The 25,880-nt window shown below is 31.3% G+C and carries 28 protein-coding genes and 1 other annotated feature; of the genes, 3 read left to right on the top strand and 25 right to left on the bottom strand.

Going from position 1 to position 25,880, the window contains the following annotated elements:
- Positions 1 to 44 precede the first annotated feature (44 nt).
- The 9 genes from BN1865_RS06515 to BN1865_RS06475 form a co-directional block, all read right to left on the bottom strand.
- Positions 45 to 815 (bottom strand): ABC transporter ATP-binding protein, encoded by a 771-nt coding sequence (locus BN1865_RS06515; RefSeq protein ID WP_050636437.1) that lies wholly within the window; start codon positions 813 to 815, stop codon positions 45 to 47.
- Complete coding sequence (locus BN1865_RS06510) at positions 808 to 2,109, bottom strand: FtsX-like permease family protein (RefSeq protein ID WP_050636436.1); 1,302 nt, start codon at positions 2,107 to 2,109, stop codon at positions 808 to 810. The genes BN1865_RS06515 and BN1865_RS06510 overlap by 8 nt, the downstream gene beginning before the upstream one ends.
- An 18-nt stretch (positions 2,110 to 2,127) precedes the next feature.
- Positions 2,128 to 2,541: a MarR family winged helix-turn-helix transcriptional regulator gene (locus tag BN1865_RS06505; RefSeq protein WP_050636435.1), complete on the bottom strand. Its 414-nt coding sequence runs from the start codon at positions 2,539 to 2,541 to the stop codon at positions 2,128 to 2,130.
- A 120-nt stretch (positions 2,542 to 2,661) separates the two neighbouring features.
- Positions 2,662 to 3,021, bottom strand: coding sequence for a 50S ribosomal protein L20 (gene rplT, locus BN1865_RS06500; protein ID WP_050636434.1), 360 nt, complete (start codon positions 3,019 to 3,021; stop codon positions 2,662 to 2,664).
- A 19-nt stretch (positions 3,022 to 3,040) separates the two neighbouring features.
- On the bottom strand, positions 3,041 to 3,235 hold the full coding sequence (rpmI, locus tag BN1865_RS06495) for a 50S ribosomal protein L35 (RefSeq protein WP_028043954.1): 195 nt from the start codon (positions 3,233 to 3,235) through the stop codon (positions 3,041 to 3,043).
- Positions 3,236 to 3,251: 16 nt separating this feature from the next.
- On the bottom strand, positions 3,252 to 3,794 hold the full coding sequence (gene infC / locus BN1865_RS06490; protein WP_082189914.1) for a translation initiation factor IF-3: 543 nt from the start codon (positions 3,792 to 3,794) through the stop codon (positions 3,252 to 3,254).
- Between the two features lie 16 nt (positions 3,795 to 3,810).
- Positions 3,811 to 3,932: a sequence feature (ribosomal protein L20 leader region), on the bottom strand.
- 44 nt (positions 3,933 to 3,976) lie between these two features.
- Positions 3,977 to 4,819: an RluA family pseudouridine synthase gene (locus BN1865_RS06485; protein WP_050636432.1), complete on the bottom strand. Its 843-nt coding sequence runs from the start codon at positions 4,817 to 4,819 to the stop codon at positions 3,977 to 3,979.
- Between the two features lie 55 nt (positions 4,820 to 4,874).
- Complete coding sequence (locus BN1865_RS06480; RefSeq protein WP_445082205.1) at positions 4,875 to 6,830, bottom strand: P-type ATPase actuator domain-containing protein; 1,956 nt, start codon at positions 6,828 to 6,830, stop codon at positions 4,875 to 4,877.
- Positions 6,831 to 6,887: 57 nt separating this feature from the next.
- Positions 6,888 to 7,121 (bottom strand): hypothetical protein, encoded by a 234-nt coding sequence (locus BN1865_RS06475; protein WP_050636431.1) that lies wholly within the window; start codon positions 7,119 to 7,121, stop codon positions 6,888 to 6,890.
- A 237-nt stretch (positions 7,122 to 7,358) separates the two neighbouring features.
- Between BN1865_RS06475 and BN1865_RS17925 the strand changes: the two genes are divergently transcribed.
- Complete coding sequence (locus BN1865_RS17925) at positions 7,359 to 8,801, top strand: ISL3 family transposase (RefSeq protein ID WP_050636206.1); 1,443 nt, start codon at positions 7,359 to 7,361, stop codon at positions 8,799 to 8,801.
- 47 nt (positions 8,802 to 8,848) lie between these two features.
- Here BN1865_RS17925 and BN1865_RS06460 read toward each other — a convergent pair whose 3' ends face one another.
- Entirely contained in the window at positions 8,849 to 10,438 is a 1,590-nt protein-coding gene (locus tag BN1865_RS06460; protein WP_050636430.1) for a peptide chain release factor 3, read from the bottom strand.
- 63 nt (positions 10,439 to 10,501) lie between these two features.
- Entirely contained in the window at positions 10,502 to 11,719 is a 1,218-nt protein-coding gene (locus tag BN1865_RS06455) for an aminopeptidase (RefSeq protein WP_050636429.1), read from the bottom strand.
- 218 nt (positions 11,720 to 11,937) lie between these two features.
- Between BN1865_RS06455 and BN1865_RS06450 the strand changes: the two genes are divergently transcribed.
- On the top strand, positions 11,938 to 12,141 hold the full coding sequence (locus BN1865_RS06450) for a cold-shock protein (RefSeq protein ID WP_050636428.1): 204 nt from the start codon (positions 11,938 to 11,940) through the stop codon (positions 12,139 to 12,141).
- Positions 12,142 to 12,203: 62 nt separating this feature from the next.
- Here the strand turns inward: BN1865_RS06450 and BN1865_RS06445 are convergent, their stop codons facing one another.
- The 8 genes from BN1865_RS06445 to BN1865_RS06415 form a co-directional block, all read right to left on the bottom strand.
- Positions 12,204 to 12,578, bottom strand: a complete 375-nt coding sequence (locus tag BN1865_RS06445; protein ID WP_050636427.1) for a YbaN family protein — start codon at positions 12,576 to 12,578, stop codon at positions 12,204 to 12,206.
- Positions 12,579 to 12,677: 99 nt separating this feature from the next.
- Complete coding sequence (locus BN1865_RS06440; protein WP_050636426.1) at positions 12,678 to 12,974, bottom strand: nitrous oxide-stimulated promoter family protein; 297 nt, start codon at positions 12,972 to 12,974, stop codon at positions 12,678 to 12,680.
- Positions 12,974 to 14,635 carry an amino acid ABC transporter ATP-binding/permease protein gene (locus tag BN1865_RS06435; RefSeq protein ID WP_050636425.1) on the bottom strand — a complete coding sequence of 554 codons (1,662 nt, stop codon included), beginning with the start codon at positions 14,633 to 14,635 and terminating at the stop codon, positions 12,974 to 12,976. Before BN1865_RS06435 ends, BN1865_RS06440 begins: the two co-directional genes overlap by 1 nt.
- Positions 14,632 to 16,350 carry an ABC transporter ATP-binding protein/permease gene (locus BN1865_RS06430; RefSeq protein ID WP_050636424.1) on the bottom strand — a complete coding sequence of 573 codons (1,719 nt, stop codon included), beginning with the start codon at positions 16,348 to 16,350 and terminating at the stop codon, positions 14,632 to 14,634. The genes BN1865_RS06435 and BN1865_RS06430 overlap by 4 nt, the downstream gene beginning before the upstream one ends.
- Positions 16,351 to 16,620: 270 nt before the next feature.
- Positions 16,621 to 16,785: a hypothetical protein gene (locus BN1865_RS18345; protein ID WP_157844095.1), complete on the bottom strand. Its 165-nt coding sequence runs from the start codon at positions 16,783 to 16,785 to the stop codon at positions 16,621 to 16,623.
- A 297-nt stretch (positions 16,786 to 17,082) separates the two neighbouring features.
- Positions 17,083 to 17,976 (bottom strand): hypothetical protein, encoded by an 894-nt coding sequence (locus BN1865_RS06425; protein WP_050636423.1) that lies wholly within the window; start codon positions 17,974 to 17,976, stop codon positions 17,083 to 17,085.
- A gap of 286 nt (positions 17,977 to 18,262) precedes the next feature.
- Positions 18,263 to 18,844, bottom strand: coding sequence for an SMC-Scp complex subunit ScpB (gene scpB, locus BN1865_RS06420; RefSeq protein ID WP_050636422.1), 582 nt, complete (start codon positions 18,842 to 18,844; stop codon positions 18,263 to 18,265).
- Positions 18,844 to 19,572, bottom strand: coding sequence for a segregation/condensation protein A (locus tag BN1865_RS06415; RefSeq protein ID WP_050636421.1), 729 nt, complete (start codon positions 19,570 to 19,572; stop codon positions 18,844 to 18,846). Before BN1865_RS06415 ends, scpB begins: the two co-directional genes overlap by 1 nt.
- Before the next feature lie 107 nt (positions 19,573 to 19,679).
- On the opposite strand from BN1865_RS06415, the gene BN1865_RS06410 reads away from it, so the two are divergent.
- Positions 19,680 to 20,225 carry a beta-class carbonic anhydrase gene (locus tag BN1865_RS06410; RefSeq protein WP_050636420.1) on the top strand — a complete coding sequence of 182 codons (546 nt, stop codon included), beginning with the start codon at positions 19,680 to 19,682 and terminating at the stop codon, positions 20,223 to 20,225.
- 71 nt (positions 20,226 to 20,296) lie between these two features.
- Here BN1865_RS06410 and BN1865_RS06405 read toward each other — a convergent pair whose 3' ends face one another.
- The 6 genes from BN1865_RS06405 to BN1865_RS06380 all read right to left on the bottom strand — a co-directional run bounded on the left by BN1865_RS06405 (position 20,297) and on the right by BN1865_RS06380 (position 25,849).
- Positions 20,297 to 21,565 (bottom strand): L-cysteine desulfidase family protein, encoded by a 1,269-nt coding sequence (locus BN1865_RS06405; RefSeq protein ID WP_050636419.1) that lies wholly within the window; start codon positions 21,563 to 21,565, stop codon positions 20,297 to 20,299.
- Positions 21,566 to 21,700: 135 nt separating this feature from the next.
- Positions 21,701 to 22,975: a spore germination protein gene (locus tag BN1865_RS06400; protein ID WP_050636418.1), complete on the bottom strand. Its 1,275-nt coding sequence runs from the start codon at positions 22,973 to 22,975 to the stop codon at positions 21,701 to 21,703.
- Complete coding sequence (spoVAE, locus tag BN1865_RS06395) at positions 22,972 to 23,322, bottom strand: stage V sporulation protein AE (protein ID WP_050636417.1); 351 nt, start codon at positions 23,320 to 23,322, stop codon at positions 22,972 to 22,974. The genes BN1865_RS06400 and spoVAE overlap by 4 nt, the downstream gene beginning before the upstream one ends.
- Positions 23,319 to 24,326 carry a stage V sporulation protein AD gene (spoVAD, locus tag BN1865_RS06390; protein WP_050636416.1) on the bottom strand — a complete coding sequence of 336 codons (1,008 nt, stop codon included), beginning with the start codon at positions 24,324 to 24,326 and terminating at the stop codon, positions 23,319 to 23,321. Before spoVAD ends, spoVAE begins: the two co-directional genes overlap by 4 nt.
- A complete protein-coding gene (spoVAC, locus tag BN1865_RS06385; RefSeq protein ID WP_050636415.1) occupies positions 24,304 to 24,747 on the bottom strand; it encodes a stage V sporulation protein AC in 444 nt (147 codons plus the stop codon). Before spoVAC ends, spoVAD begins: the two co-directional genes overlap by 23 nt.
- A gap of 283 nt (positions 24,748 to 25,030) precedes the next feature.
- The gene (locus BN1865_RS06380; RefSeq protein WP_050636414.1) at positions 25,031 to 25,849 is read right to left on the bottom strand and encodes a folate family ECF transporter S component; all 819 of its coding nucleotides are present in this window, start codon (positions 25,847 to 25,849) and stop codon (positions 25,031 to 25,033) included.
- Positions 25,850 to 25,880 lie beyond the last annotated feature (31 nt).

Genomic DNA, 25,880 nt, shown 5'->3' with positions numbered 1-25,880 from the left:
TGCACATATTTTATCAAAAATAAACAAAAAACAGGCATAGCCTGTTAATCAACGAATAGTTTTTGAGATTCAACTGAATTCACATCAACAATCTTATAAAAATAATCCTTTTGTGATAAATCACCGCGTTCAATCGTTTCAGCAATTTCACCATCTTTAATATAAAGAAGTTTTTGAGAATAACTCGCAATCATTGAATCATGAGTCACCATCAAGATAGAGACACCTTCTTGATCATTCAAATTTTTAAATAATTCTAATAATTCATGAGAATTTTGACTATCTAAATTTCCAGTTGGCTCATCTGCAACAATTAATTTAGGATTTGTCACTAATGCTCTTGCGATAGCGGCACGTTGTCTTTGTCCACCTGAACATTCATGAGGATATTTATCTAACAATTGATGAACATTTAATTTTTGTGCTACTTGATGTACACGTTCATTAATGTCTTTGATATTTTTATTTGCTAAAGATAATGGTACAGCAATATTTTCAAAAATCGTTAATGAATCAAGCAGATTAAACTCCTGAAAAATGAATCCTAAATTTTCATAGCGAAAACGACCAACCTCATTTTCTCCCATCGTTCTGACTTCTTTCCCATTAATATAAACTCGACCTTTGGTAGGTACATCAATGGTTGAAAGATTATTGATAAATGTTGATTTTCCTGAGCCTGATGGTCCCATAACACAAATAAAATCACCTTCATACATTTTTAATGAAACATCTAACAATGCAGTCACTGGATTTTTGGTTTCTACACCATATATTTTTGTGACATGATCCGCAACTAAAATTTCTTTATTCATAATGAACCCCTTCCTTTAAAACCAATAAAACAGAATTTTTATATGATATATATGTTAATATACCGGCTAATAATGCTGGTAATATCTGAGCCAAAAAAACCGTTATGAAGAATGATAATGTAATTCCCTGATGTAAAAAAGCACGTATTAATGTAATACCAATATAGAATAAAGGTAATCCAATTAAAATCACATAAAATGAAATAACTTCTTTTTTGATAATCGATAATAATTGTCGATAAGTATAACCTAATTTATATAAGTTATAATAAAACATATGTCTTGTTGTGGCTTCCATTGTATATTTATAAAGAATACTAGCCAGCAAGAGTAAAATTACAACGATAAAACCAATAATAGCGGTTATCATTTCACGTGGATTCTCCTGCTGTGAAATCATAATAGCAATCATAACACTACTTGATATTGCATAGATTTCAATCAGTAAAACTGCACGTCGCAAGGAAGCATAAAGATTAGAAAGGGCAATTAACCACAATTTATCTGCAATCAGACGTCGTTCTTTGATTTTTTTAAAGAGCGCTGGGAAACAATATTTTAACATACCTCCAATCCCTAAAGTTCCAATACAGCAGGGAAAAAGTGCTGATGTTGCATCATAAGGAACACTGATAAGAAGAACGAGACCCAAAATATAAACCAGCCAATACATAGCTGATGGTAGTTGAATAATTCGTTCATCTTTTACTTGTGCACTATGTTCTTGCGATAACATATATTGAATATCTTTTCGATAAACAAACCCTGATGCATAAATTAATTGTGCACCAATAATTGCACATATACAAATCAAAGTATCACTGATAGCATTGAATGGAACATATAAAAAAGGTGCCTGATAACTTAAATATTGATAGATACACTGATTCACACCTATCGACATCACAAAGCCAATCCCAATTCCAAGTGGAAAAGCAATCAATGTCATGATAAAATTTTGATAAAACAAATACATGGTTGTATCTAAAAAACTTGCACCTGACATTGTCATAATAGCAATTTCTTTTGTTTTTCTAGATATATAAAAATTATTTGCAAAGATAATCATAAAGGCACAAAAAATAATAATGATAAAAGATAATGTTGAAGAAAATGGAATATCTAAACCAGACAATGAATGATTGGCTGATACATGTTCCATTAAATAAACATTATCAATAATATTAAAAAAAAGAAAAGTAACAGCAATCGTCAAACATAACGTGAGTGTATAGACAAAACTCTTTTTATATTCCTTTTTTAACATTTTTAAAGAAAACTTTAAAGTCCCCACATTTTTTCCTCCCTCATATTAAAAAATCTCTTCTAAAGATAATAAACACTGTTTAAAAGTTTCACTGTTCTCACCCAAACCATCTGCTATTTGCGTTTCTACCTGATCAATAAGACTTTGCGTTTGTGTTAAAATCTCCTGACCATATTGACTCAAACAAAAAGCTGTCTGTCTACGATCATTTGATGAGATAGATGCGATTAAAAGATTATTTCTCACCATTCTTGATGTCAACCCAACAGCAGTAGGATGCGAAACACCTAAAAACTGACAAATATCTTTTCCTATGACTTCATCATCTTGTTGACTGATATAACGAAGAATAGAAAATTGCTGAAAAGTCAAATGATAAGCATTCAATTCATGATTGATATATGTCACTATAGCACTTGACATTTTATAAATCAAAACACTGATATCCTGTTCATTCATTTTATATCTCCCTATTATATGTAGCATGCTACATATAATTATAAACAACTCTCTAAAAATGTCAACAGAAAGCGATTACATAATAAAATATAAAAAAACTACACTCATGTGCAGTTTTCATTATTTTGCTAATGCTTTTTTAGCTGAATCAACAATTGCAGTAAATCCTTTTGGATCAGCAATTGCAATTTCAGATAACATTTTTCTGTTAATTTCAACATTTGCTAATTTTAAACCATGCATTAATTGAGAATAAGAAATATCATTCATTCTTGCAGCAGCATTAATACGTGCAATCCATAATTTTCTCATTTCACGTTTTAAGTTTCTTCTATCTCTATATGCATATTCTAATGAGTTCATGACTTGTTCATTAGCTGTTTTATATAATGTATGCTTAGAACCAAAATATCCTTTAGCTAATTTTAAGATTTTCTTTCTTCTACGTCTAGTTGTATATCCACCTTTAACTCTTGCCATATGTTTTTCCTCCTATTTATTACCCTTGTAATCTAGATTTAATTCTCTTCATATCTGAAGGGTGTACTAAAGTTGCTTTTGCTAAGTGTTTCTTTTGTTTATGAGTCTTGTTATGAGATAAATGTGAAACATACGCATGACTACGTTTCAATTTCCCTGAACCTGTTCTTTTTAAACGTTTTTTTAGACCACTGTGAGATTTCATTTTTGGCATAATTTTGTCCTCCTGTTTATTTCTTCTTTGGTGCTAATATAGCAATCAATGTTCGTCCTTCCATTTTTGCTGGCTTTTCAACAATACAATAGTCAGCACATTCAGCAACGAAATCTTCTAGTATTTTTTGACCAATATCAATATGAGCTAATTGTCTTCCTCTAAAACGTACAGCTACTTTTACTTTATCTCCTGCCTCTAACATTTTAATTGTTCTTTTGAGTTTTACGTTCTTATCATGAACATCAATCGTTGGAGATAATTGCGTTTCTTTTAAAGAGACAACTTTAGAATTTTTCTTCATTTCTTTTTGTTTCTTTTGTTGTTCAAAACGATATTTCCCATAGTCCATAATACGACATACTGGAGTTGCAGCTTTCGGAGCCACACAAACCAAGTCTAAATTTGCATCAGAAGCAGTATGCAAAGCTTGATTACGTGACAGAACGCCTAATTGATCACCGTTTTGATCAATAACTAAAACTTCTTTAAAACGAATTTTTTCATTCACCAAGTCATCATTTGTTTGTTGGTTGTTATACTTGCTAATAATAGCCACCTCCTATAAATTTTGTAGTACAAATAAAAAGTGAGTACATAAAGCACCCACATATTGACATTAAGATATGATATCTTAGTGACGTTAGCCTAGCGTTACTGACACTCAGGCGAGAAGTAGGCACTTCTTCTTTCCACTACTTTTCATTTACTGATACATCATAACGAATTAAATCGTTTCTGTCAACCTTTTTTGAAGAGTTTTTGAAAAGAATCTGGTGTTTGAGAGGTAAATCGCATCTCTTTGTGAGTTAATGGATGAATAAACATCAATTCATGAGCATGCAATCCCAATCTTCTAATTGGATTGGTTTTCGCTCCATACTTATCATCTCCAATAATTGGATGATGTAATGATGAAAGATGTACACGAATTTGATTTTTGCGACCCGTATCTAAATAGATTTCTAACATACTATAACGTTTATTTGTTTGAATCTGTTTATAATGAGTAATCGCTTTTTTCCCCTGGTCTTTTGTTGAAATATAGACAGTCTGAGTTTTTGATTCCGCTAAATAATTTTCAATTGTTCCTTTTGGCTTTTTCATCATGCCTTCAACAATAGCAATATATCCTCTTATCTTGACATAATGATTCCAATCATGAGTTAAGAGTTCATATAATTTTTTACTTTTTACAAACATTAATATTCCTGATGTATATTGATCCAAACGATGAACTAAATAAATATTTTCTTTTTTCTTTTTTAAATATTGCTTTACTATAAAGTAAGCTGTTTTTTGAGATTCTCCAGATGTTTGTTCACTTAATAAACCACATGGTTTTTCAATAACAATCAATTCTTTATCTTCATAGATAATTGGAAACGGTAATTTGTCCTCTTTTTTTGCACTAATCTCAACAGTTTGTCCTACTTGTAAATGATATGCATAATAAGTTTCAATATGCCCATCTACATAAACATTTTCAAATTTCAGCAAACGTTTAATATCATTTCTTTTTCTCTGGGTTTTCACTAATAAAAAATCCATTAATAACATTTCTTCATCAACATGATATTTCATTTTGTATTTCCTTTCCCTATTGTTTCAAGACTTCCAAAAAAAGAGTAGAACAAGTCTACTCTAAAATATGTGTAGCACTCACCATGACAAAGGCACTGACTAAAAACTCAGCCAGAACAACACCCCAAAGTGGTAAAGCTGTAAAAGAAATAACCAAAATCAATATAGCTAACTTCATAGATAAAGTTAAAATATGATTTGCTACAGCAATTGTACGCATATTTCTTGCAATGATGAATGTTTCATAAACCCGATTTAATTGTGAATCGATCAAAACAACATCACTATTTTCAACCACTTTAGAATCTGCTAGACCACCACGTGATATCCCAACAAAACTCTTTTGTAAAAGTGCAATATCTTTAAAACTATCACCAATATAGACAATTGGTCCAATCAATGTATCCATTTTTTCTAATTTTTCTTCAACAGTCAAATCATTATAAATTGTATATTGATCATTTTCTAAAGCCACAGGTCCATCATTAAAAATAACCAATGTTCTTCCCATATGTGATAATTTCTTAAACAATTCTAATTCTTCTTCACTTACTTCAACACCATCAAAACGATCATAAACAATCGTTTGAGCAGCATTAATAGAATCTAATCCTAAAGATGATTCCACAATAATACCATTTTGAAAAGCTTTTGCAAATCCTGCTAACATTCCTAATGATGTAGATTGATCACTAGATAAAGCTCCAGATAACAATAACAAGATAGCTCCTACATGAATATATTGTCCATAATCTTTAAAATTAACAATTGGTAAAATAATACCTAATCCAAGCCCTAAGATAACCATTAATGGTGTATAAAATTTTGATAAAGTTTTTGTATATTTTTCTATCTTTGACTCATATGCCGGTGCAACACTTGCAATATTCATCAATTCAATATAATTAGAACTTTCATAAGTTTCGCTCACTTTAACATAAATTGGATTTTGACCAGCATTCACATCACCACTATGAACTTCACTTCCTCTTTTCACTTTTACAAGTTCATAAGTACTAGTATTAGAATAAGTATTTAATTCAGAAGGCCCTTTGGTCACTTTTCCAGGAATAGGAACAGTTTCACCAGGTTTAATAACAAGAATATCTCCAACTTCTATTTCATACAAAGACACTGTTTCCTCATGATCATCTACCACTCTTGTGCCAGTTTCAGGCATTTCAACAGCACGATCTATTTTTTCTAATGAGTGCTCTAAGAATTTATTAAGCAGTGGTGTTGTCGCTTCATACAAAACTACAGCTAAGCATGTTTCAAAATAAGCACCTGAAACAACACCCATAAGCATTGCACACAATGCCAAAACATCTTCTGTTAAGATATGTTTTTGTTTTATATCTTTAAAGGCTTTTCTTAATAATTGTTCAGCCAATAATAACATCGTTGCTAACCATAAAAAAGGTGTTAACTGACTATGATCTTTTGAAGTAATCAAAGCCAATGCAATCACAACAAGAAAAATACCAACACGAATATAAGTTTGAATATATTTCTGATTAAAAACATCTTGTGAACGAATTGGTTTTCGATGTTCAATCATATCTATAGAAGGATTAATTTTAAAGAGTTCTTTACGTACCAAGCTTAAAACATCACGTTGTGAAGAAATAAGGGTTAACAGTTTATTTTGTGAATCATAATAAACATCATGGTATCTTTGATCATCTTCAAGATTTTTTACCAATACTTCAATATCATCTTCAGTCATAAGGTTTCTAAACATAAAGTAATGTTTTACTTCCTTTTTTTGAGCAAAATCATATTGACGTTTTGTACCATCAATAACCTCTTTAATCACCAATTCTTTATTAATCCCATGAATAAGGCGTAATAAGGCATCAATATCAATACAGTTAAAAGTAATACTGCCTTTATTTATTTTAATATGTGAGACTTGTTCTCTAGAATTGAGTTCAAGACTTAATTTATTCAAATCTTCAACCGTCTGAATATTTGATATTTCAAATGTTTTTTTCGACAAATTTATCACCCTTTCTCAAGACATCATAACATATTTTTTTCAAAAAACAAACCCATCTTCAAAATTCTAATCATGTTGTGTATGAATAATGAGCTTAAAATGTTCCTTAAATTCTACCTCACTACAGCTTAATGAAAACTCTTCTCCATATATTTTATAATAATTAACCTCCATGTCACTTGTCCTAATCATACAAGGATAAACTTTCTTAAATGCAAAGATAACCATTTCTTCTTTTCCAATAATCATTGTCATTTCTTTAATACAGCGACAATAACAACGTTTTCCTTCATTAGCCACAAGCGACACCTCCTTTTCATTATTCTATCACTTTTTTTTATCCCAAAAAAGCAAGATGTCACTTTTCACATCATTAACTTTTTCACAAGCAAAAAAGACCTTCCTAAACGGGCTCTATAATTTAACTGGAGGATTTAAATAAATCTTTCAGTTTTATTTTTTATATAAAAATAGACATAACTATAACCTTACTGTAAAATTTATGTGCTAACTAAAATTCTTTGGAGGTTATATATTATGTCCACTTCTGATTATATCAATCTTATTCTTGAAATTCTACAAATTAATCATTTTTCTCATCTTTTTATTCCTGCTCCCTTTGATGATTCTTCTTCATGTCTTAAAAAAGTTCCTGATTCTAACGGTGTTCTCACTTTATTCATCCATCTTAAATCTCAAGTCTCTCCTCTTGTCTGTCCTCACTGCGGTTCATATAATCATCACATATCTAAAGGAACAAGATCTATCAATCTTAAGCATTTCTCCTTTGGCTCTCTCCCTGTCGTTCTTGTGGTTTCCTATCACAGATATATTTGTCATGACTGTTCTTCCTATTTCGTTGAAGATATTCCTTTTCAGTTTTACAATAGAAAGGCTACTATTCCTAATGTTCAGTCCGCTCTTTTTGAATTGAATGAAAATCATTCTATGGCTTCCATCTCCAGAATGCATGGCCTTGGTAAAAATACTATGTATCGCATCTTCAGTGAAAATATCCATATTCCTGATAGATTCTATCATCTTTCCTCTGTTATCTCTATTGATGAATTTAAGGCTACCAGCGATAAGGGAACTTATGCTTTTAATATAGTCAATCCTATCACTGGTAAAACTCTTGATATTATCGAAGATAGAAAAGCTTCCTTCCTGAAAAACTATTTCCTTAGGTTTCCCTTCTCTGAAAGAAAGAAGGTTAAGTTTATCATTATGGATCTTTCTGGTCCTTTTTACTGTATTATGCATTCTCTTTTCCCTCATGCCCAGATTATATGTGACAGGTTTCATTACGTCAGACTTGCTGGTCAGAATTTTATCCAGTCAAGACTCGATGCCTGTTCTTCTCTTCACTATCAGCCATTAGCTAAATCTATCAAAAGACAGCTTCGATTATTCTATAAATTCAGAAAAGATCTGGATAATGAAAAGACATGGTATGATTTTCATCTGAAAAGATACTTTACCTGTGCTTCCTATATTGATTATCTTTATGATCTTAGTGAAAGAAGAAATGATAAAGACTGTGATGATAATACTATGTTCGATTCTCTTGTCATTTTAGAAATGCTTGATAACTATGAAATTTATCAGAATCTATTGAAACTTATACATGAAAAACATAATGACTACAAAAAAGAATTAAACAGATGGCTTGATTATATCTTTGATACTCAAAATAGTTATTATCAGATAACTGCTAAAAACTTTAGAAAGAGATGGTTTATTCCTCTTTTATGTTCATTATCCTATACAACCATATACAAAAGAAGAAACAGATCATATAGAACGAGCTTTAATAATGGATTCATTGAAGGAATGAATAATAAAATCAAACTTGTCAAAAGGAATGCATATGGTTTCAGATATTTCTACAATTTAAGAAAACGCATATTTTTACATCTTGGATATAGTTATACTTTTACTTATAAAGACAGAAAAAAAGGAATCCCTATTTTTCAATAGTTATTCCTTTATCCTCCACTCTTGACACAGAGCCCCTAAACGAAGATCTAATTTTGTGAAAACTCTGTTAATTGTAAATCTGGATTTTTGTCAGTTGCCCAACGCACACCCCACTCATTTGAAAACAATAATAAGTATTGTCCTTTTAAATCCTGAACTTTCTTTGTATCTGAAGATAAATTCAATGATTTCAAATCAATATCCTTATTTTGAATCCAACGAATATGCTGATATGCTAATGGTGTATTGACAATATCAACATTATATTCATTTTTTAAGCGATATGATAAAACTTCAAATTGTAAAACACCAACAACGCCTACAATAATCTCTTCCATACCACCGCCTAATTCAGTAAATATCTGAATTGCACCTTCTTGAGCAATCTGTTCCACACCCTTCACAAATTGCTTACGTTTCATTGTATCCGTATTTCTAATCATAGCAAAGTGTTCAGGCGCAAATGTTGGTATCCCTTCAAAAGCAAACTTTTTCTTAGGCATACACAATGTATCACCAATTGAGAAAATTCCTGGATCAAAAACACCAATAATATCACCAGAAAAAGCCTCTTCAACTTCTTCACGGTTTTCAGCCATAATCTGTTTAGACTGATTTAATTTAATCTTTTTATTCCCTTGATAATGGAAAACTTCCATACCTTTTGTAAACTTTCCTGAACAAATACGCATAAATGCCATTCTATCACGGTGTGCCTTATTCATATTGGCTTGAATCTTAAAAACAAAAGCACTAAACTCTTCTGATAAAGGATCAATTTCACCAATATTACTTTGACGAGGTAATGGTGATGTTGTCATATCTAAAAAGTGTTTTAAGAAAGGTTCTACCCCAAAATTTGTTAAAGCGGAACCAAAGCAAACAGGTGATAATTCGCCTTTTTGTACACGTTCTAAATCAAATTCAGCAGCTGCTCCATCCAATAATTCAATATCATCTTGTAATTGTTGATATAATCTTTCACCTAATGCTTCACTTAATGTCTCATCATGTGCTGAGCAGACTTCAACATCAACCTCTTTTTTACCACCTTGAACAGGCATAAAGCGAATGACTTCCTCATTATGACGTTCATATACACCCTTAAACTCTTTTCCACAGCCAATTGGCCAATTGACTGCACAAGTTTCAACACCTAATTCACGTTCAATTTCTTCCATTAATTCATAAGGATCTTTTGCTTCTCTATCCATTTTATTAATAAAGGTAAAAATCGGAATATGGCGCATTGCACAAACCTTAAATAATTTTCTTGTCTGATCTTCGACACCCTTTGAACCATCAATAACCATCACAGCACTATCTGCTGCCATTAATGTACGATAAGTATCTTCCGAGAAATCCTGATGGCCTGGTGTATCCAAAATATTAATACAAAAACCATCATAATTAAATTGCAAAACCGAAGAGGTTACAGAAATTCCTCTTTGTTTTTCTATTTCCATCCAGTCACTTACAGCATGTTTAGACTGTCTTTTCCCTTTAACCATTCCCGCTTCTTGAATCGCTCCTCCATAAAGAAGGAATTTTTCTGTTAAAGTTGTTTTCCCAGCATCTGGATGGGAAATAATTGCAAAAGTTCTACGTTTCTTAACTTCTTCAATAAATTCTGACATGATATTCCCTCCTTATGTCGCTCTAATTTTACATATTAATGAAAATCATACGATTTGTCAATTTTAAAATACAAAGTTTCCATCTTTAAAGATAACAAATTGTTCATTATTCTCTAAAACAGCCACAATTGATAAGTCCTTTGTCCCAATCATAAAATCTACATGTGTTAATGAATCATTAATACCTTTTTCAAACAATTCTTTCTTAGACATTTTCAAGCCATCAACCATACACTCACCAAAACCTTTTCCAATAGCCAAATGGCAGGCAGCATTTTCATCAAATAAAGTATTATAAAATAAAATGCCCATATTTCTAATAGGAGAATCATAAGGTACCAATGCAACTTCTCCTAAATAATGACTACCTTCATCAGTTTCAATAATACTTTGCAAAACATCATAACCAACTTCTGCTGTATAATCTACAATTCGACCATTTTGAAATGTTATAGAGAAACGATCAATTAAATGACCATTATAATTTAATGGCATTGAACTATAAACAATTCCATTGACTTGATCTTTATTTGGTGATGTAAAAATTTCTTCTGTTGGCATATTTGGAAAAGAATAAATGCCATCTGTCGTATAACTTCCTCCACCCGCAAATAAATAATTCTGATTCATTCCAATAGTTAAATCTGTTCCTAAACCATTTGTATAATGTAAAGATTTTATTTTCTTTTCATTTAATACTTGAATACGTTTTTCAAAAGAACGACGATGTTCATTCCATGCTTCTATTGGATCTTTTTGATCACAGCGTGTCACTTTAAAAATAGCTTGCCATAGTGCCCTAACTGCTTCTGTATCACTCATATCAGGAAAAACCTTATTCGCCCAGCCAACACTTGGTGCACCTACAATACACCAACGGTCAATCCCTAAATCAAGATGATCATAAAATGTAAGACAAGCTTTATGTATTGCAGCACTCCATGTTTGAATCTTACGTGGATCAATCCCTTTCATTGCTTCTGGATCACTCGATGTAATCGTGACAATAGCAGCATGTCTTAAGGCATACTGATTTCTTAATTCCACTAAATATTGAGGAATATTTTCAAAATGTTCCTGAGGACAATTTTCATATCGTAATCGTGAAATTTTTTCATCTGTATAATGAACAATTACATCTTTTGCCCCAATTTGGTAAGCTGCTTTTGCAATTGCACGTACAAGATCGAAGCACTCAATTGAGGAATCAATAACCAATTCTTGACCTTTTTGTAAATTAACTCCTTGTTTGACAATTAATTCTGCATATTTTTCTAACATTTGACATCCACCTTTTCTTTCATTTATTAAAATGATACCCAAAACTCAACCAAAGTCAACAATAACTTGTATGATTTTAAGGACTATGATATAATAGTTTCAGCAAAGGAACATAGCACGCAGTTTTAAAAAGGTATTAGTATTTCTTCAAAGATTTAGTAGTTGTTTTAAAAATGAGGTACTGGTTTTTTGCAAATTATTGAAGGAGGTACTTCATAGTGAGTACAGGTAAAGTAAAATGGTTTAAATCTGATAAAGGATATGGTTTCATCACTGCTGATGATGGTAAAGATGTATTTGTACATTTTTCTGCAATCAACTCTGATGGTTTCAAAACTTTAGAAGAAGGACAAAACGTTGAATTCGACATCGTTGAAGGAGATAGAGGTCCTCAAGCTGCTAACGTAACAGTTATCGGTTAAACCATAAACAATTTCGATATTGAAATTGTGAAAATCAGTGTAGTTTACCTACACTGATTTTTTTATATGCTGCGCTGAGATGAAATTGTTTTGATTTTAAAGATAAAATAATAATATTTAACAAGATACAAACAAACAATAAATATTCTTAAATAAAGATTTTGTGATAAAAAGAGTGGGAAAGCAAGCATGAAAGAAGCAAAAGTTAAAATACAAATTTTTGTTTTTAATGTCATGGCTCTATTTTGTACAAATGAATCTAAATGATTTTGATAAATTTTTGTGGATAAAAACCAATCGTTCACTCTTTTTGAACTTCTTGCAAAACAAAAAGCAGCAGCAAGTAAAAATGGGGTTGTTGGAAGCACTGGCAAAACAACACCAACTGCTCCTAAAAGAAAACTGATCATACCTAATACCATATATATATATTTCATATTCATTCTCCTTATGAATGTCACACCTCATGATCAACATGAGGTGTCCATTTATCTTTCATTTTTTATTGAAATGACTTTCTCCAAAAACATTTCCTTTCATATACTCTTTCGACAAATCACATGTTTTATACTATAAATCGGATGATACAAAATCATTCTGGGACCACTATAACGCATCACTTTCTTGATTTTTTTAAGCATAGTTTTTTCATAACAGTGAATAGGGCAATGACTACAGAAAGTTTTGTTTTTTATTCTTGGACATTTTTGAATTCGTAATGATGCATAATCAATGAGTTCTTTCATATCTATATCCTGATGATGACGACAATACAAACGAATCATTAAAGTGACAATTTCTATTTCTTTTTGACGCTTTTTTTCAATCTCCATTAACTCACTCTTCCTTGATTCATTTCAATCACTTGATCTGTAATTTTCATAGTTGATTCACGATGAGATACCAAAATAATTGTTTTATCTTTTTGAGCTTGCAATGCCTTTAAGATAAATGCTTCATTTAAAACATCTAAATTGCTTGTTGGTTCATCTAGTAAAATACATGGAGCATCACTTAAAAAGGCACGAGCCAAACCAATTCTTTGTCTTTCCCCACCCGATAACGATGAACCTAATTCAGCAACTGTTGTTTGATATCCTTGTGGAAGAGACATAATAAAATCATGAATACTCGCTTTTTGACATGCCAATTGGACATCCTCATCACTAGCATGAAGATTTGCAATTTTAATATTATTCAAAATAGAATCATGGAATAACACAGTTTCTTGTGTGACATAGGCAAACATTTGACGCATATCTTTCGTATTAATCATTTTTAAAGATTGATTATCAATTCTAATCACACCTTCTGTTGGGTCATAAAAACGCATCAATAATTTCAAAAGCGTTGATTTGCCGCTACCACTCTTCCCAACAATTCCAATTTTATGATATTTTGGAAAATGAAGATTTAAATCTTTTAAAATCATTTCATCATCATATGCAAATGATAAGTTTTCAACAGAGATATCATCAAAAGAAGTTGCTGTTTGATGATTGACTTCATGGATTAATTCTTCTTCATCTAGCAATGCAATCACACGACGTCCACTACTTAAAGTTGACAAGAGGTTATTGGCCAAGTTTGATAGAGCCATCACTGGACCAAAACTTGAAATCATTAATACTGTAGACATAATCACACTATAGATGCTGACTGCATCATTTTGATATAAAAGATACATACTGACAAACATGATGATTGCTGATAATGAAATTAATATTTGTGAAGCTGCAATCTGATAAGATTCAATAGATTTCATTTGTTTTTGAAGTTTTTCAATATCCTCATTTTGTTTTAACATCTTTTGCATGCGTAATGCTCCAATACCATATTGTAAAATTGTTGAAAGTCCTCTAAAACTTTCTAAAATATAACTACTCATCTGACCAATTTGATCACGGTTTTTTTGTCCCAACTCTTTTCCTTTATCAAATACGTAGAAAGGAATCACAATAGCCATAGTTAAATAAGCAAGCAAAGCAATCACCATAGCAACAATGTGCATATGAGCAAAAAATTTAAGTAAAATCAAGGAAGTCACAACTGCAATAAAAACAGGTGAAATCGTATGAGCATAAAAAACCTCTAAGAGTTCTATATCATTGGTAATAAGGGAAATCAAATTGCCTTTATCCTGTCCATCTAATTTTGCTGGAGCTAATCTTCTTAACGACGTATAAACATGATCACGAATAATCGCCAATAGTTTAAAGGCAATATAATGATTAGAAGCTTGTTCACCATAATGCAATACACCACGCATAACTGCCATAGCAAGCAAAATAATCAAAATAAAGTCAAGAGGCAAATGGGGATACATTCCTGTTACTTGTAAAAGTGCCATTGTAGAAAGTACTGGTATGCCAATTGCACATAGAAAGCCAAGGACTCCCATAACAATGGCAAAGCACATAGGAAGTGCTAATGGTTTCACCAGTTTCATCATGCGCCAAACGACTTGAAAATTATTCATTTCTTTTTTCTTCATTGATATACCTCCAATGCTTTTTGCTGATTCAATAATTGATAATAGAGTCCCTTTTGTTTTCCTAACTCATGATGTGTTCCTTTTTCTATCAGTTGACCATCTTTCATAACTAAGATTTCATCACATCGCTCGACTGTACTTAAACGATGGGTAATCATAATGATTGTTTTTGTCTGTGATAACTTTTCAATAACAGATAATATATTTTCTTCACTTTCAACATCAATATTACTTGTTGCTTCATCAAAAATATACATATCACTATCTGCCAACAAAGCACGTGCTAAATTTAAACGCTGTTTTTGTCCTCCAGATAAATTACTTCCAGCCTCTAAAAGTGTTGTATCTAAACCATTTTGTTGTAAAAAGTATTCATCTAAGCATACTTGTTTGAGGACTGAGAAAATCTCATCATCCTGATAACGGTGATAAAAATCAATATTTTCTCTTAATGTTCCTTTAAAAATCATTGGTTCATGAGTAATATAAGTGACTCTCTTAGCAAAATCATTATCTTTGATATCATATCTTTGATAATCTTGTATTTTTAATACACCTTGATAATTTTGATGATAACCCATAATTAATTTAGCAATTGTACTTTTTCCAGAACCACTTTCTCCTACAATTCCAATAAATTGATTTGGTTTTATTTCAAAAGAAATATCTTGTAATATTGGGCGTTTTGAATCATATTGAAAAGATAAATTTTGAATCATAATACTCAAATCATTAGCATGCAGATGATGTTCTCCATGATGCTTATTTTCAATATCTAAGACCTTAAAAATCTTATCACTTGCAGCCATTCCATTCATAGCAATATGAAAGAAAGACCCCAATTGACGTAAAGGAATAAAAAATTCAAATGACAACAAAATAATCAATAAAGTTCCAAATAACCCAACTAGTTGATTCATATAATGATGAATAGCTAAATAACTCCCTAGTCCAGCACCACCATAAGCAACAATATCCATAATACTAATACTGTTTAATTGCATGATTAAAACACGCATTGTCACTTTTCTGAAGTTTTCTGCTTCTTCATTCATTTGTTGTTGTTTATATCCATCACTCTGATATATTTTAAGAGTTGTTAAGCCTTGTAGATTTTCTAAAAAACTATCTCCTAAAGTTGTATAACTCTTCCAATATTTTGATAATAACTTTTTAGCAAATTTCTGTACGCAAACAATGGAAATAGGAATAATTGGAACGCAAATAAATAACACCAAAGCACTTAGAAAATCATAACCAGAAATCACAACAAACAATGTTACTGGAGCTAAGACACTATAAAAGAGTTGTGGTAAGTATAAAGCAAAATAAGTTTCTAATTGATTAATACCTTCAACTGATAATTGCACTAATTCACTTGTCGATACATAATCCTGATAATGAATTCCTATATTTATGACTTTTTCAAAAAGTCTTTGACGTAAATTCTCTTTAACTAAGCGAGCTCCCTGATAAGCATAAAGAGTTGCCTTTTTTAAAACAAATGCTCTTATTACAAATAAGATTGCTGCTATTAAAAAAGCATAAATAAAATAAATCACTTTGAACTTTGCTGTTAATAATTCAACAAACATAAAGCATAGTCCCATTGTAAATATGATATTCATAAGTAATGCTATCCAAAGACATAAAACTTGTTTCATGACAAAAGGTTTGGTAGCAGGTATTTCTTTGATCAATCTTTTATCAAACATGCAATTTCCTCCTCATTAAAGTTAGTCACAACTAACTCACGAGTTAGATGTTAGCACAGACTAACTTTTATGTCAAACAAATTTTATGTCAACTTCTATTTAAAATTGTACATCTACACTAAAACACCGTTATTATTTTGATAATAGCAGTGTGATTTAAAAATTTTTTTACCACCCTAGTTGATCATTGTCTACGAAATGCCCGAAAACAGTGATAATCTTTTCATATCAACATGTTTAAAAAAGATTGTGAAAGGTTTATCAGATATATTAATGTTTAACAGTGCCATTCCAACCTTCATTAACATACATTTTAGAATCACATTCAAAACAGAATACATCAATAAGTTTGTATTCAATAAAAGCCATTTTAGTATTTCCTTCAACAGTCAATCCAGCAATAATGATATTATCATCTTTAAAATCAAATAGCATTTTGATATGATTGAAGATGGTTTAAAACCCTCCTTTCGAGATGAGAATATGATTAATGTTGGCACTATTATTATAAATTAATTTGAAAGAAAAGGAGTAACGATTAATTCGATTCTTACTCAATATTGAGTAAATAAAAACAAAGAAGTCTTAAAATCATTGAATTCATCAATGAAATTAAAACTTCCTTTTTTATTTATACCCTAAAGCAAGAAAGAACCCACTAATTCATCATTACTCTTTTTTAACTAGATAGAATTTGATTATATTCCTTATACAATATATAACCCTTTTCTTTTAATCCATCATATACTGTTCAACTAAACTATCATAAGGTACATTATCATTAACCAAAGTTAGTATCTGTATGAATTCTTGTTCATTACATTGGCTTAGCCATTTCTCAGCATCTTCATGATATTTCATCTTAATAAGTGTATTTAGTAAATTAACCATGCCATATCTCTTCCCTTTTTCTTCACCTTCTTGTCTTGTTTCATTAAGCTCCATCGCATGAAAGAACTCCTTTTCTCTTTCCTCCAGCAACTCTCTAATTAACGCTCCATCTGCTTTAAACATTTCATAGCTTCTTTCCATATATTGGACCATCCCTTCCTTTTCTTCATATTCAATGTTTTCTACTGTATTGTTTGCCATAAGATAGATCACTGCCTCAAACTCGCTTAGTTTCCTTTGTCCTGCTATTTTGTTTATCGCTTTGAGATTCACATAGTAGATATGTATCACACAGTCTCTCATCTGCTTTCCATCCTCATATCTCAGGGTTCCATGATTGATGAGATGAACATTATCTTCATTGATAAAGATAATCAGATAGAACTCCTTAAGCTTACCATAGTCTTTTTCTCCATCTGCCAGCTGTATCACAATGCTCTTACATGCATAGTACTGAAACCTTTTGCTGAGAAAGGAATTCAATATTGTATTCTGCATCTCCATATCTACCTGATAGCCATCCTTTGTGATTAAGGTATCCATGATGATTCTCTTGTCAGTCTTGGACAGAGTTGTCAGTTCGGTATTGCTGATTCTTGCATCCGTCATATCCAGATGAGTGATATTCTCTATCAGGAACTTTCTGAATCTAAAGGCATCCAGATGCTCACTGCCACAGTAGTACTTAAAAAACAGGTCTTCCTTATAATCAAGTGCTAATTTATCTGCTTCCATTATTTACCCTCCTATTATATATATACGCAAAAAAAGGAGGAATTTCTTTTTATAATGGAAACATTTTACAACTTTATTATATAATTGCATAAAGCAATTGTCAAACATTACATTACCTTCTATTTAAAATGACACATCGATACTAAAACATCACTGTTATTTTGATAATAGTGGTGTGATTCAGATCATAATCATAATGATGGCTTAGTTATTTTTTTATTCTTCAATGCTTTCAGCAAATATATTAACTGACACATCCAGATTTTTATCAGATAAAAAAGATAATCTAATGATTATCTTCAACGTCTTCAGTATATTTTGTATTAAAAATATCTTCTTGATCAAAATCTTCTTTGATTTCTTTTAATTCAGGTAATTCATCTAAAGTCGTTAATGAAAATGCATCCATAAACTCATCAGTAACGCCATATAAAATAGGTTTACCTGGTGTTTCTTCTCGTCCTACTTCTTTAATCAGTGCCTTGGCAACCAATTTTCGAATCATTGCATCACAACCAACACCACGTATCTCTTCAATACGTACACGTGTCACAGGCTGATTATAAGCAATAATAGCTAATGTTTCTAATGCTGCATTAGAAAGACTATTCTCATTTTGTTCAACCATACGCTGATAATATTCATGATGTTTTGAAAGTGTAGCAAATTTGAAAACACCTCCAAAATTAACAAGTTCAAATCCTTTGATTGACCTTTCATTAACTATTTGAATTAATTCATCGATATATTGTGTGGCTTCTTTTTTAGTAAGCTGTAATACTGATGAAATCTGTTTAATGGTCAGTCCTTCATCACCAGATAAAAAAAGCATACCTTCAAGAACACTTAATATTTCATCATGTTCCATTAATGATTCTCCTTTAAATATATTTTCTCAAAATTTCCTTCTTGTTCAATAATTAATTCATTTGTATTAACCAATACAAGCACAGATAAAAATGTCACAACAAAAAATACTTTTGTCGGTTCTTCAAACAAATCTTCAAAATCAATTCTTTGATTTTTATGACATTTAAAATATTGTCTAATTTGATCACTACGTTCTTCAATCGAAATTTCTACACGTGCAATTCTTGATTCCAAAGGTGTCATTAAAGCTTTTCTTTGAAACATTTTTTGCATTGCCCGAATCAAATCATAGACTTCTAAATTATCAGGAATCATTTCACTTGTATCTACAACATAATCATCCATTAATGCTGGTGCTTTCGTATGTAATGTTTGACGATGTTCATAAGATTCCCTAAATTCCTCTAAGATATCTTTATACTTTTTATATTCAATGAGTCGTCTGATTAATTGTTCACGAGGATCTTCTTGATAATCATCATCAAGTTCAACTTTTTCATTAGGTAAAAGCATTTTGCTTTTCATCTCAATAAGCTGTGCAGCCATCACAAGATATTCAGACATTGTCTCTAATTGATCTGGTGACATTTGATCAATATAAGCTAAATACTGATCAGTAATTGTTGAAACTTCTAATGTTTCAAGATCCATTTGTTTATCTTTAATAAGATGTAGCAATAAATCTAATGGTCCCTGAAAATCATCAAGAACAACTTCATAACTCATATAATCACACTCCTGTTGGTTATTATAGCATAATTATTCATAAATTTCTTTATTTATTTTTATTGTCTATTTGGATATGCTATAATCTCAAAAAAAGGAGTAAAAAAATGATTAATGAAATTTTAGAATATAACCGTCAATTTGTAAAAGAAAAAAAGTATCAGCCTTATTTAACAAGTAAATATCCTGATCGTAAATTAGCAATTATCACATGCATGGATACCAGATTGATAGAATTGCTGCCAGCAGCATTAGGAATAAAAAATGGAGATGCAAAAATTATTAAAAATGCTGGTGGAATGATTGTTCATCCTTTTGGAAGTGCAGTGAGAAGCTTATTAATTGCTATATATGAATTAGGAGTAGAAGATATTATGGTAATTGGACATACAGATTGTGGTGTTCAGCATATAGATGTTGAGAATATGTTATTAAAGATGAAAAATCAGGGTATTCATGATGAAGTCATACAAAATCTTCAGTACTGTGGTATTGATTTTGAAAAATGGTTAGGTGGATTTGATGATGTAAAAACATCTGTTAAAGAAAGTGTGGATATTCTAAAAAAGCATCCCCTTATTCCCTCTCATATTGCAATTCATGGTTTTATCATGGATTCATGTACTGGAGCATTAACAGATATTAATAAATAAACATGGAGAATTTCTTGTGAGAGATCCTCCATGTTTTCTATATAATAAAATCATCATTTTTATATCAATGATTAATCACACATCATTTTAATAATTTCTTTATCTGTTTCCTTCATACCTTCACGTGACAAACGTCCAATATTGCGAATCGTATTTTCAACTCCTTTTGAAACAATACCATCGCCACCTTTAAACTGATATCCATTCTTATACATATAGTATCCTAAAATACCAGCATCAACACTCTCAGCAATTTTAGCTGCACATGATGGTTTTGCTCCATCACATACAATTCCTGAATTAATTGCTAAAGCATTAACCAGCGTATGAGCAATCGTTGTATAATCGCCACCTTTTAAATAAGCAATACCACATCCTGCTCCAACTCCCGCACTGACAGCCCCACAATAAGCTGACAATCTGCCAATTCCTGTTTTTTGATGAATTGTACATAAATTAGAAATAATTAATGCACGATATAACTTTTCTTGAGACATTTTTTCTTCTAATGCATAAATGATGACAGGAAGCGATGCTGTCATCCCCTGATTTCCACTTCCAGAGTTAATAATAACCGGCATTTCACAGCCACTCATTCTGGCATCACTACCAGCGGCAGCATAAGCCTTAGCTTTTATTTTGACATCATCACCGTAAGTTTTAAGCAATATACTTCCAATATTGGCACCCCAGTCATTTTCAATTCCTTCCTTAGCAATCGCTAAATTACAATCAATTTGTCTTTGTAAAACGGTTTGGACATCTGCCAAATCAACCGTTGTTGCAAATTCATAAATATCCTTAACATTTAATAAACTGCGATCAGTTAACGAAGAATCAGTTGATGCAACAACCCCTGATTGATAAAGAATATCTTCATCTTTTTCAATATAAACAATATTGGTATGATAGCCAGCAATACGTACTTTTGCCTGATGTTCTAAGCCATGAATGCATACACAAATATCCAGCGCACAATCACTTTCAATAGGATGAACTTTCATCGGAACTGTTTCTAAAAAGTGTTTCATCTCAACTTTTTGAAGTGCAGTCACCTCTGAAATCACTTCTAATATCTTACTGCTTTGTCCTGCTACAATTCCTGCTGCAACACTAGCTTCAATTCCTTTTAATCCATCAGTATTAGGGACAATAACACTCTTAACATTTTTAACGATATTCCCACTTACATAAATATCAACTGATTGGACTTTATCATCAAGTGTATCAAAACACTTGCTTGCACAATATGCCAACGCAATTGGTTCTGTACAGCCCATTGCTGGAACTAATTCTTCTTTTAAAATTTGAATATAAGTTTGATAAATATGATTTTGCATAATAATGTCCTTCCTTTCATCACTCTATTTTAGCACGCTTGTTCATAAGAAGAAAGATATCATATCATAAAAAGCTATTTTTATTTTTCAAATGATAAGATAAAATGAGAAATCACTATAAATTTCAGTGATTTCTCATTTTCCTTGTTTAGGCTTTCTAATCAAAAATTGGATTAATCCTTTGATATCAAGTGGAAATAAAGGATACAAATAAGACATTTCAAAAGGTTTAAGTTTTGCCAAATAAATCCATAAACAAAGATTAAAAATAACAAAACCATATATATTCAATAACATAATACTGACAATCATCATAACTTTAATATATTTATTCGTCAATGATAATTCATAATTAGGCGTCGCAAATCCTCCAATCGCACCAACCGCACAAAAAAGAAGAATCTCTTCTGAGAAAAAACCTAAGTCTATAGCAAATTGTCCCAATAATAAAGCCGCAATAAGACCCATTGCATTAGATATGGATTCAGGTGTATGAATGGTTGCTATTCTTAACAATTCAATTGATAATTCAACTAACAATATTTGAACAAAGAAAGTCCAATCCCATGATAAAAACGAAACTGATAATGACCAAATAGGAACCAAATAAATTGATAATAAAACAGCACTTAAACGAATGAGACGAATAAATGTTCCTATCAATGGTGTTTGACGATGTTCTTCAACATGTTCAAGAATTTCAAAAATTGTTGTTGGTAACATCAGTACTGATGATGATGTATCACAAACAATAGCAATATAGCCATGTTGAATATGTGTCGCAACAATATCCGGTCTTTCACTATAACGGACTAACGGAAAGGGATTATAACCTTGATCCAATAACAATTCTTCTAATGCTCGATCGCTCATAATTAATTCTTGAGCATGCACTTCCTGAATACGATCTAAAACTTGTTTTAAAACTTTTTGATCAACTTTATCTTCTAAATAAGCCACCGCTATATCAATTGGATTTTTAGTTCCAATCGTTTCCTTATGAAAACAAAGTTCAACAGACTTAATACGTCTACGTAATAAACCTGTATTATTCAAAATAGATTCATTAAAGCCATCTTTGGCTCCACGAACACTTTTTTCTGTTTCTGGTTCTTCAATAGAACGATTTGGATAATTTTTTGTATCCATTATATAAGTTGTTTCTCCATCAAAAAGAGCACAATTTCCACACATTAATGCATATTGAATATTTGTAATATCATTCGTATTAACGATTTCAACATCTCCCATATTTAAACAATTCTCTAAATCTTTTCCCTGATTATTTTCAATACCTTCCACCAAACGAGAAATCAACGTATCATTAGAAAGACTTGCTAAAAAATATAGATAAATCAGTCTCCCTCTAAAATTAAGAACACGTTGTTTTAAATCATAGGAATCGTTCATGATTTAGGTTTAAAGATAATGGCAACCAAGAATCCAAAGAGAATAGCAGCAGTTATCCCTGCAGCTGTTAAATCAAACATTCCCATAGCAATCCCAAAGATGCCATATTGTTTGGTTGCTGCCATTGCACCATGCATTAAAGAATGTCCAAAACTGGTAATCGGTATCAATGCTCCTGCATGAAAGATTTCGATAAGTTTATCATAAATATGGAATAAATCTAAAAATGAGCCAATCACAACAAATAAGCTGGTGATATGTCCTGGTGTTAACTTGCTATTGTCATAAATCATTTGTGCCAGAAAACATACCAATCCACTAAATAAAAAAGCCATTATATAATTCATTCTACTACCTCCAGACTGATGGCATGTGCAACACAGGGAATTGTATCCTTTTGAGCACTCATCATCGGTGATAATAGTGCTCCAGTTGCCACAATTAAAACACGTTTATACTTTTTTTCTTTTAACATCGGATAAAGATATCCCATCGTTACAAGTCCGCTACAAGCACAGCCACTGCCACCTTGAAAAACTTCCTGATGTGCAACATCATACAACATACATCCACAATCATTATAATGAACAACATCAATCTTATGACGCTGCATCATTTCTTTTAAAATCTTATGTCCATATGTTGATAAGTCTCCTGTAACAACCAAATCATAATCCTGAAAACTTCTTTTTAAATCCTGAAAATGTGAAGTTATCGTATCAAATGCAGCTGGTGCCATAGCTCTTCCCATATCGTTAGGATCATCTTGTGAATAATCAATCACTTTCCCTAATGTTAAAGCTTCAACACGGACATCAGTTGGTTGATTGGTTAATAATGTTGAAATTGCTCCTGTCGCTGTAAAAGTTGTTGTCTCCTTCTTTTGAGCACCATATTCAACTGGATAGCGATACTGTCTTTCTGCTGTTGCATTATGACTAGATACCATTGCTACGGCTTTTTCAATAAAACCACCTTCAATTAACAAAGATGACATGGCCATAGACAAACAAAAACTTGAACATGCACCATAAATACCCACAAATGGTTTAGGAATCTCACGGGCTAAATAATTAACCGTTGTAATTTGGTTTAAGAGATCTCCACCCATATATAAATCAATATCTTTATACTTCAGCTTTTCTCTTTTCAAACAGATATCCAATGCATCACGTAGCATTTTTCGTTCTGCTTTTTCAAAAGAATCTTCACCACAATGATAATCACCAAATCCTTTATCAAAATATGTTCCAAGTGGTCCCTGATATTCTAATGGTCCACAAGTTGTTCCAGTAGAAGCAATATAAACATTCTCTAATTTTACTGAATTACCCAAAAAGCGTGATGACATAACGAATCACTCCTAACAATGAGGCACTCACAATACCGTAGGTAATGACAGTTCCTCCTAATTTAAACATATTGCTTCCTATTCCCATAACCAATCCTTCACTCTTACTGTCAAGAGCGCTCGAAGTCATACTATTTGCAAATCCAGTAATGGGAATAAAAGTGCCCGCTCCAGCACGCTTGGCAATATTATCATACAATCCTAAGCCTGTTAATAAACACGCTACAAAGACGAGTGTAATAATCATCATAGGGCTCGCATCTTTTTCACTCACGTGCATTGTATTCATAAAAAATTCCAAAACACCCTGCGCAATTGCACCCATGACACCACCATATAAAAATGCATTGAATCCATTTTTAACTTTATGACCATTGGGTTTCAATTCTTCTGCCAATTGATCATATTCTTTTCTATCCATAAATTTCACCTCTTACATAGTGTTTACAAATTTTAATTTTTCAAACATCATTTTATTCACTTAAAATTCGCGTATTTTCTTACTCTGTTTTTCATATAATAAAAAGGAAAGGAGTTTATGATGAAAAAAATTAAAAATTGGGTGAAAGATTTTATTTATCGTTATTTTGAAGTTGTTGAAATTGATGAAGATGGTCATAAAAAAACTATTAATCACAAATAAAACACCAAGAGATAACAAATATCTTGGTGTTTTATTTCACTTATATATCAATTCATAAAACTTATTTTCGCTCTAAACGAACAAGCATTCTTTTCATGAATTTAATCAATGTATATCCAATAAAAATTTCTATTGGTAAAACAGCACATTCTTTAATGACTCGAATGCATAAAGAAATAACAAACGGTATCTTATACATCATATCTAGCCATAAAGGTGTTAAACAAAGTGTAACTACCAATTCAACCAAAACAACACATAATATCCAGGTAGAAAACTCTTTGGCTTCTTGATCATGGATTTGTTTTTTTAATAACATAATCAAAATAATAAAGATAGCTGTTAATGCTAAACAAATAGAAATCAAAGTTATTTTTTCTTGTGATGTCATCAGATGAACAGTTTGAGAAATTGTGATTTCATTTAAAGTATATATATAACAAGATGCTCCTATTCCTAAAACAAGAATAAGTCCAATAACAACATACTGTACAACTTTCTGACTAACATTTTGTAAATGCTCTCTGACAAGTGAGGGAATAACACTAACAAGAATTGTTCCTAATGTAAATCCTAAAAAAGGAAATCCGGTAGGCACTAAAATCAATCCTATCACATCACTGCACAATCCCACTAAAAAAGCATAGCTTGGCGATAAGAAAAAGCCAGCAATCATCAAGGGAATATACTCAAAACCAATTTTAAAGCTCTCAGCTCCAAAAAGTGGTATCATGATAGCTAACCTTTTACAAATAGCTGTCAAAATAACAAAAATAGCTGCAATAACTAATTTCATTACATTTCCCTTTTCAAAAGGATAAAACTTGAATACATAAATCCCTAACGCAATAATAATACTTCCTAAAATAATTTGTTCCATAACACAATGCTACTTATAACAAATGTTTCCT

Origin of the sequence: Candidatus Stoquefichus sp. SB1 (assembly GCF_001244545.1) — a bacterium.
In the GTDB taxonomy this organism is placed as follows: domain Bacteria; phylum Bacillota_I; class Bacilli_A; order Erysipelotrichales; family Coprobacillaceae; genus Stoquefichus.
Note: the sequence above shows the minus strand (reverse complement) of the source record. Positions and strands in the feature narration are given on the sequence as shown.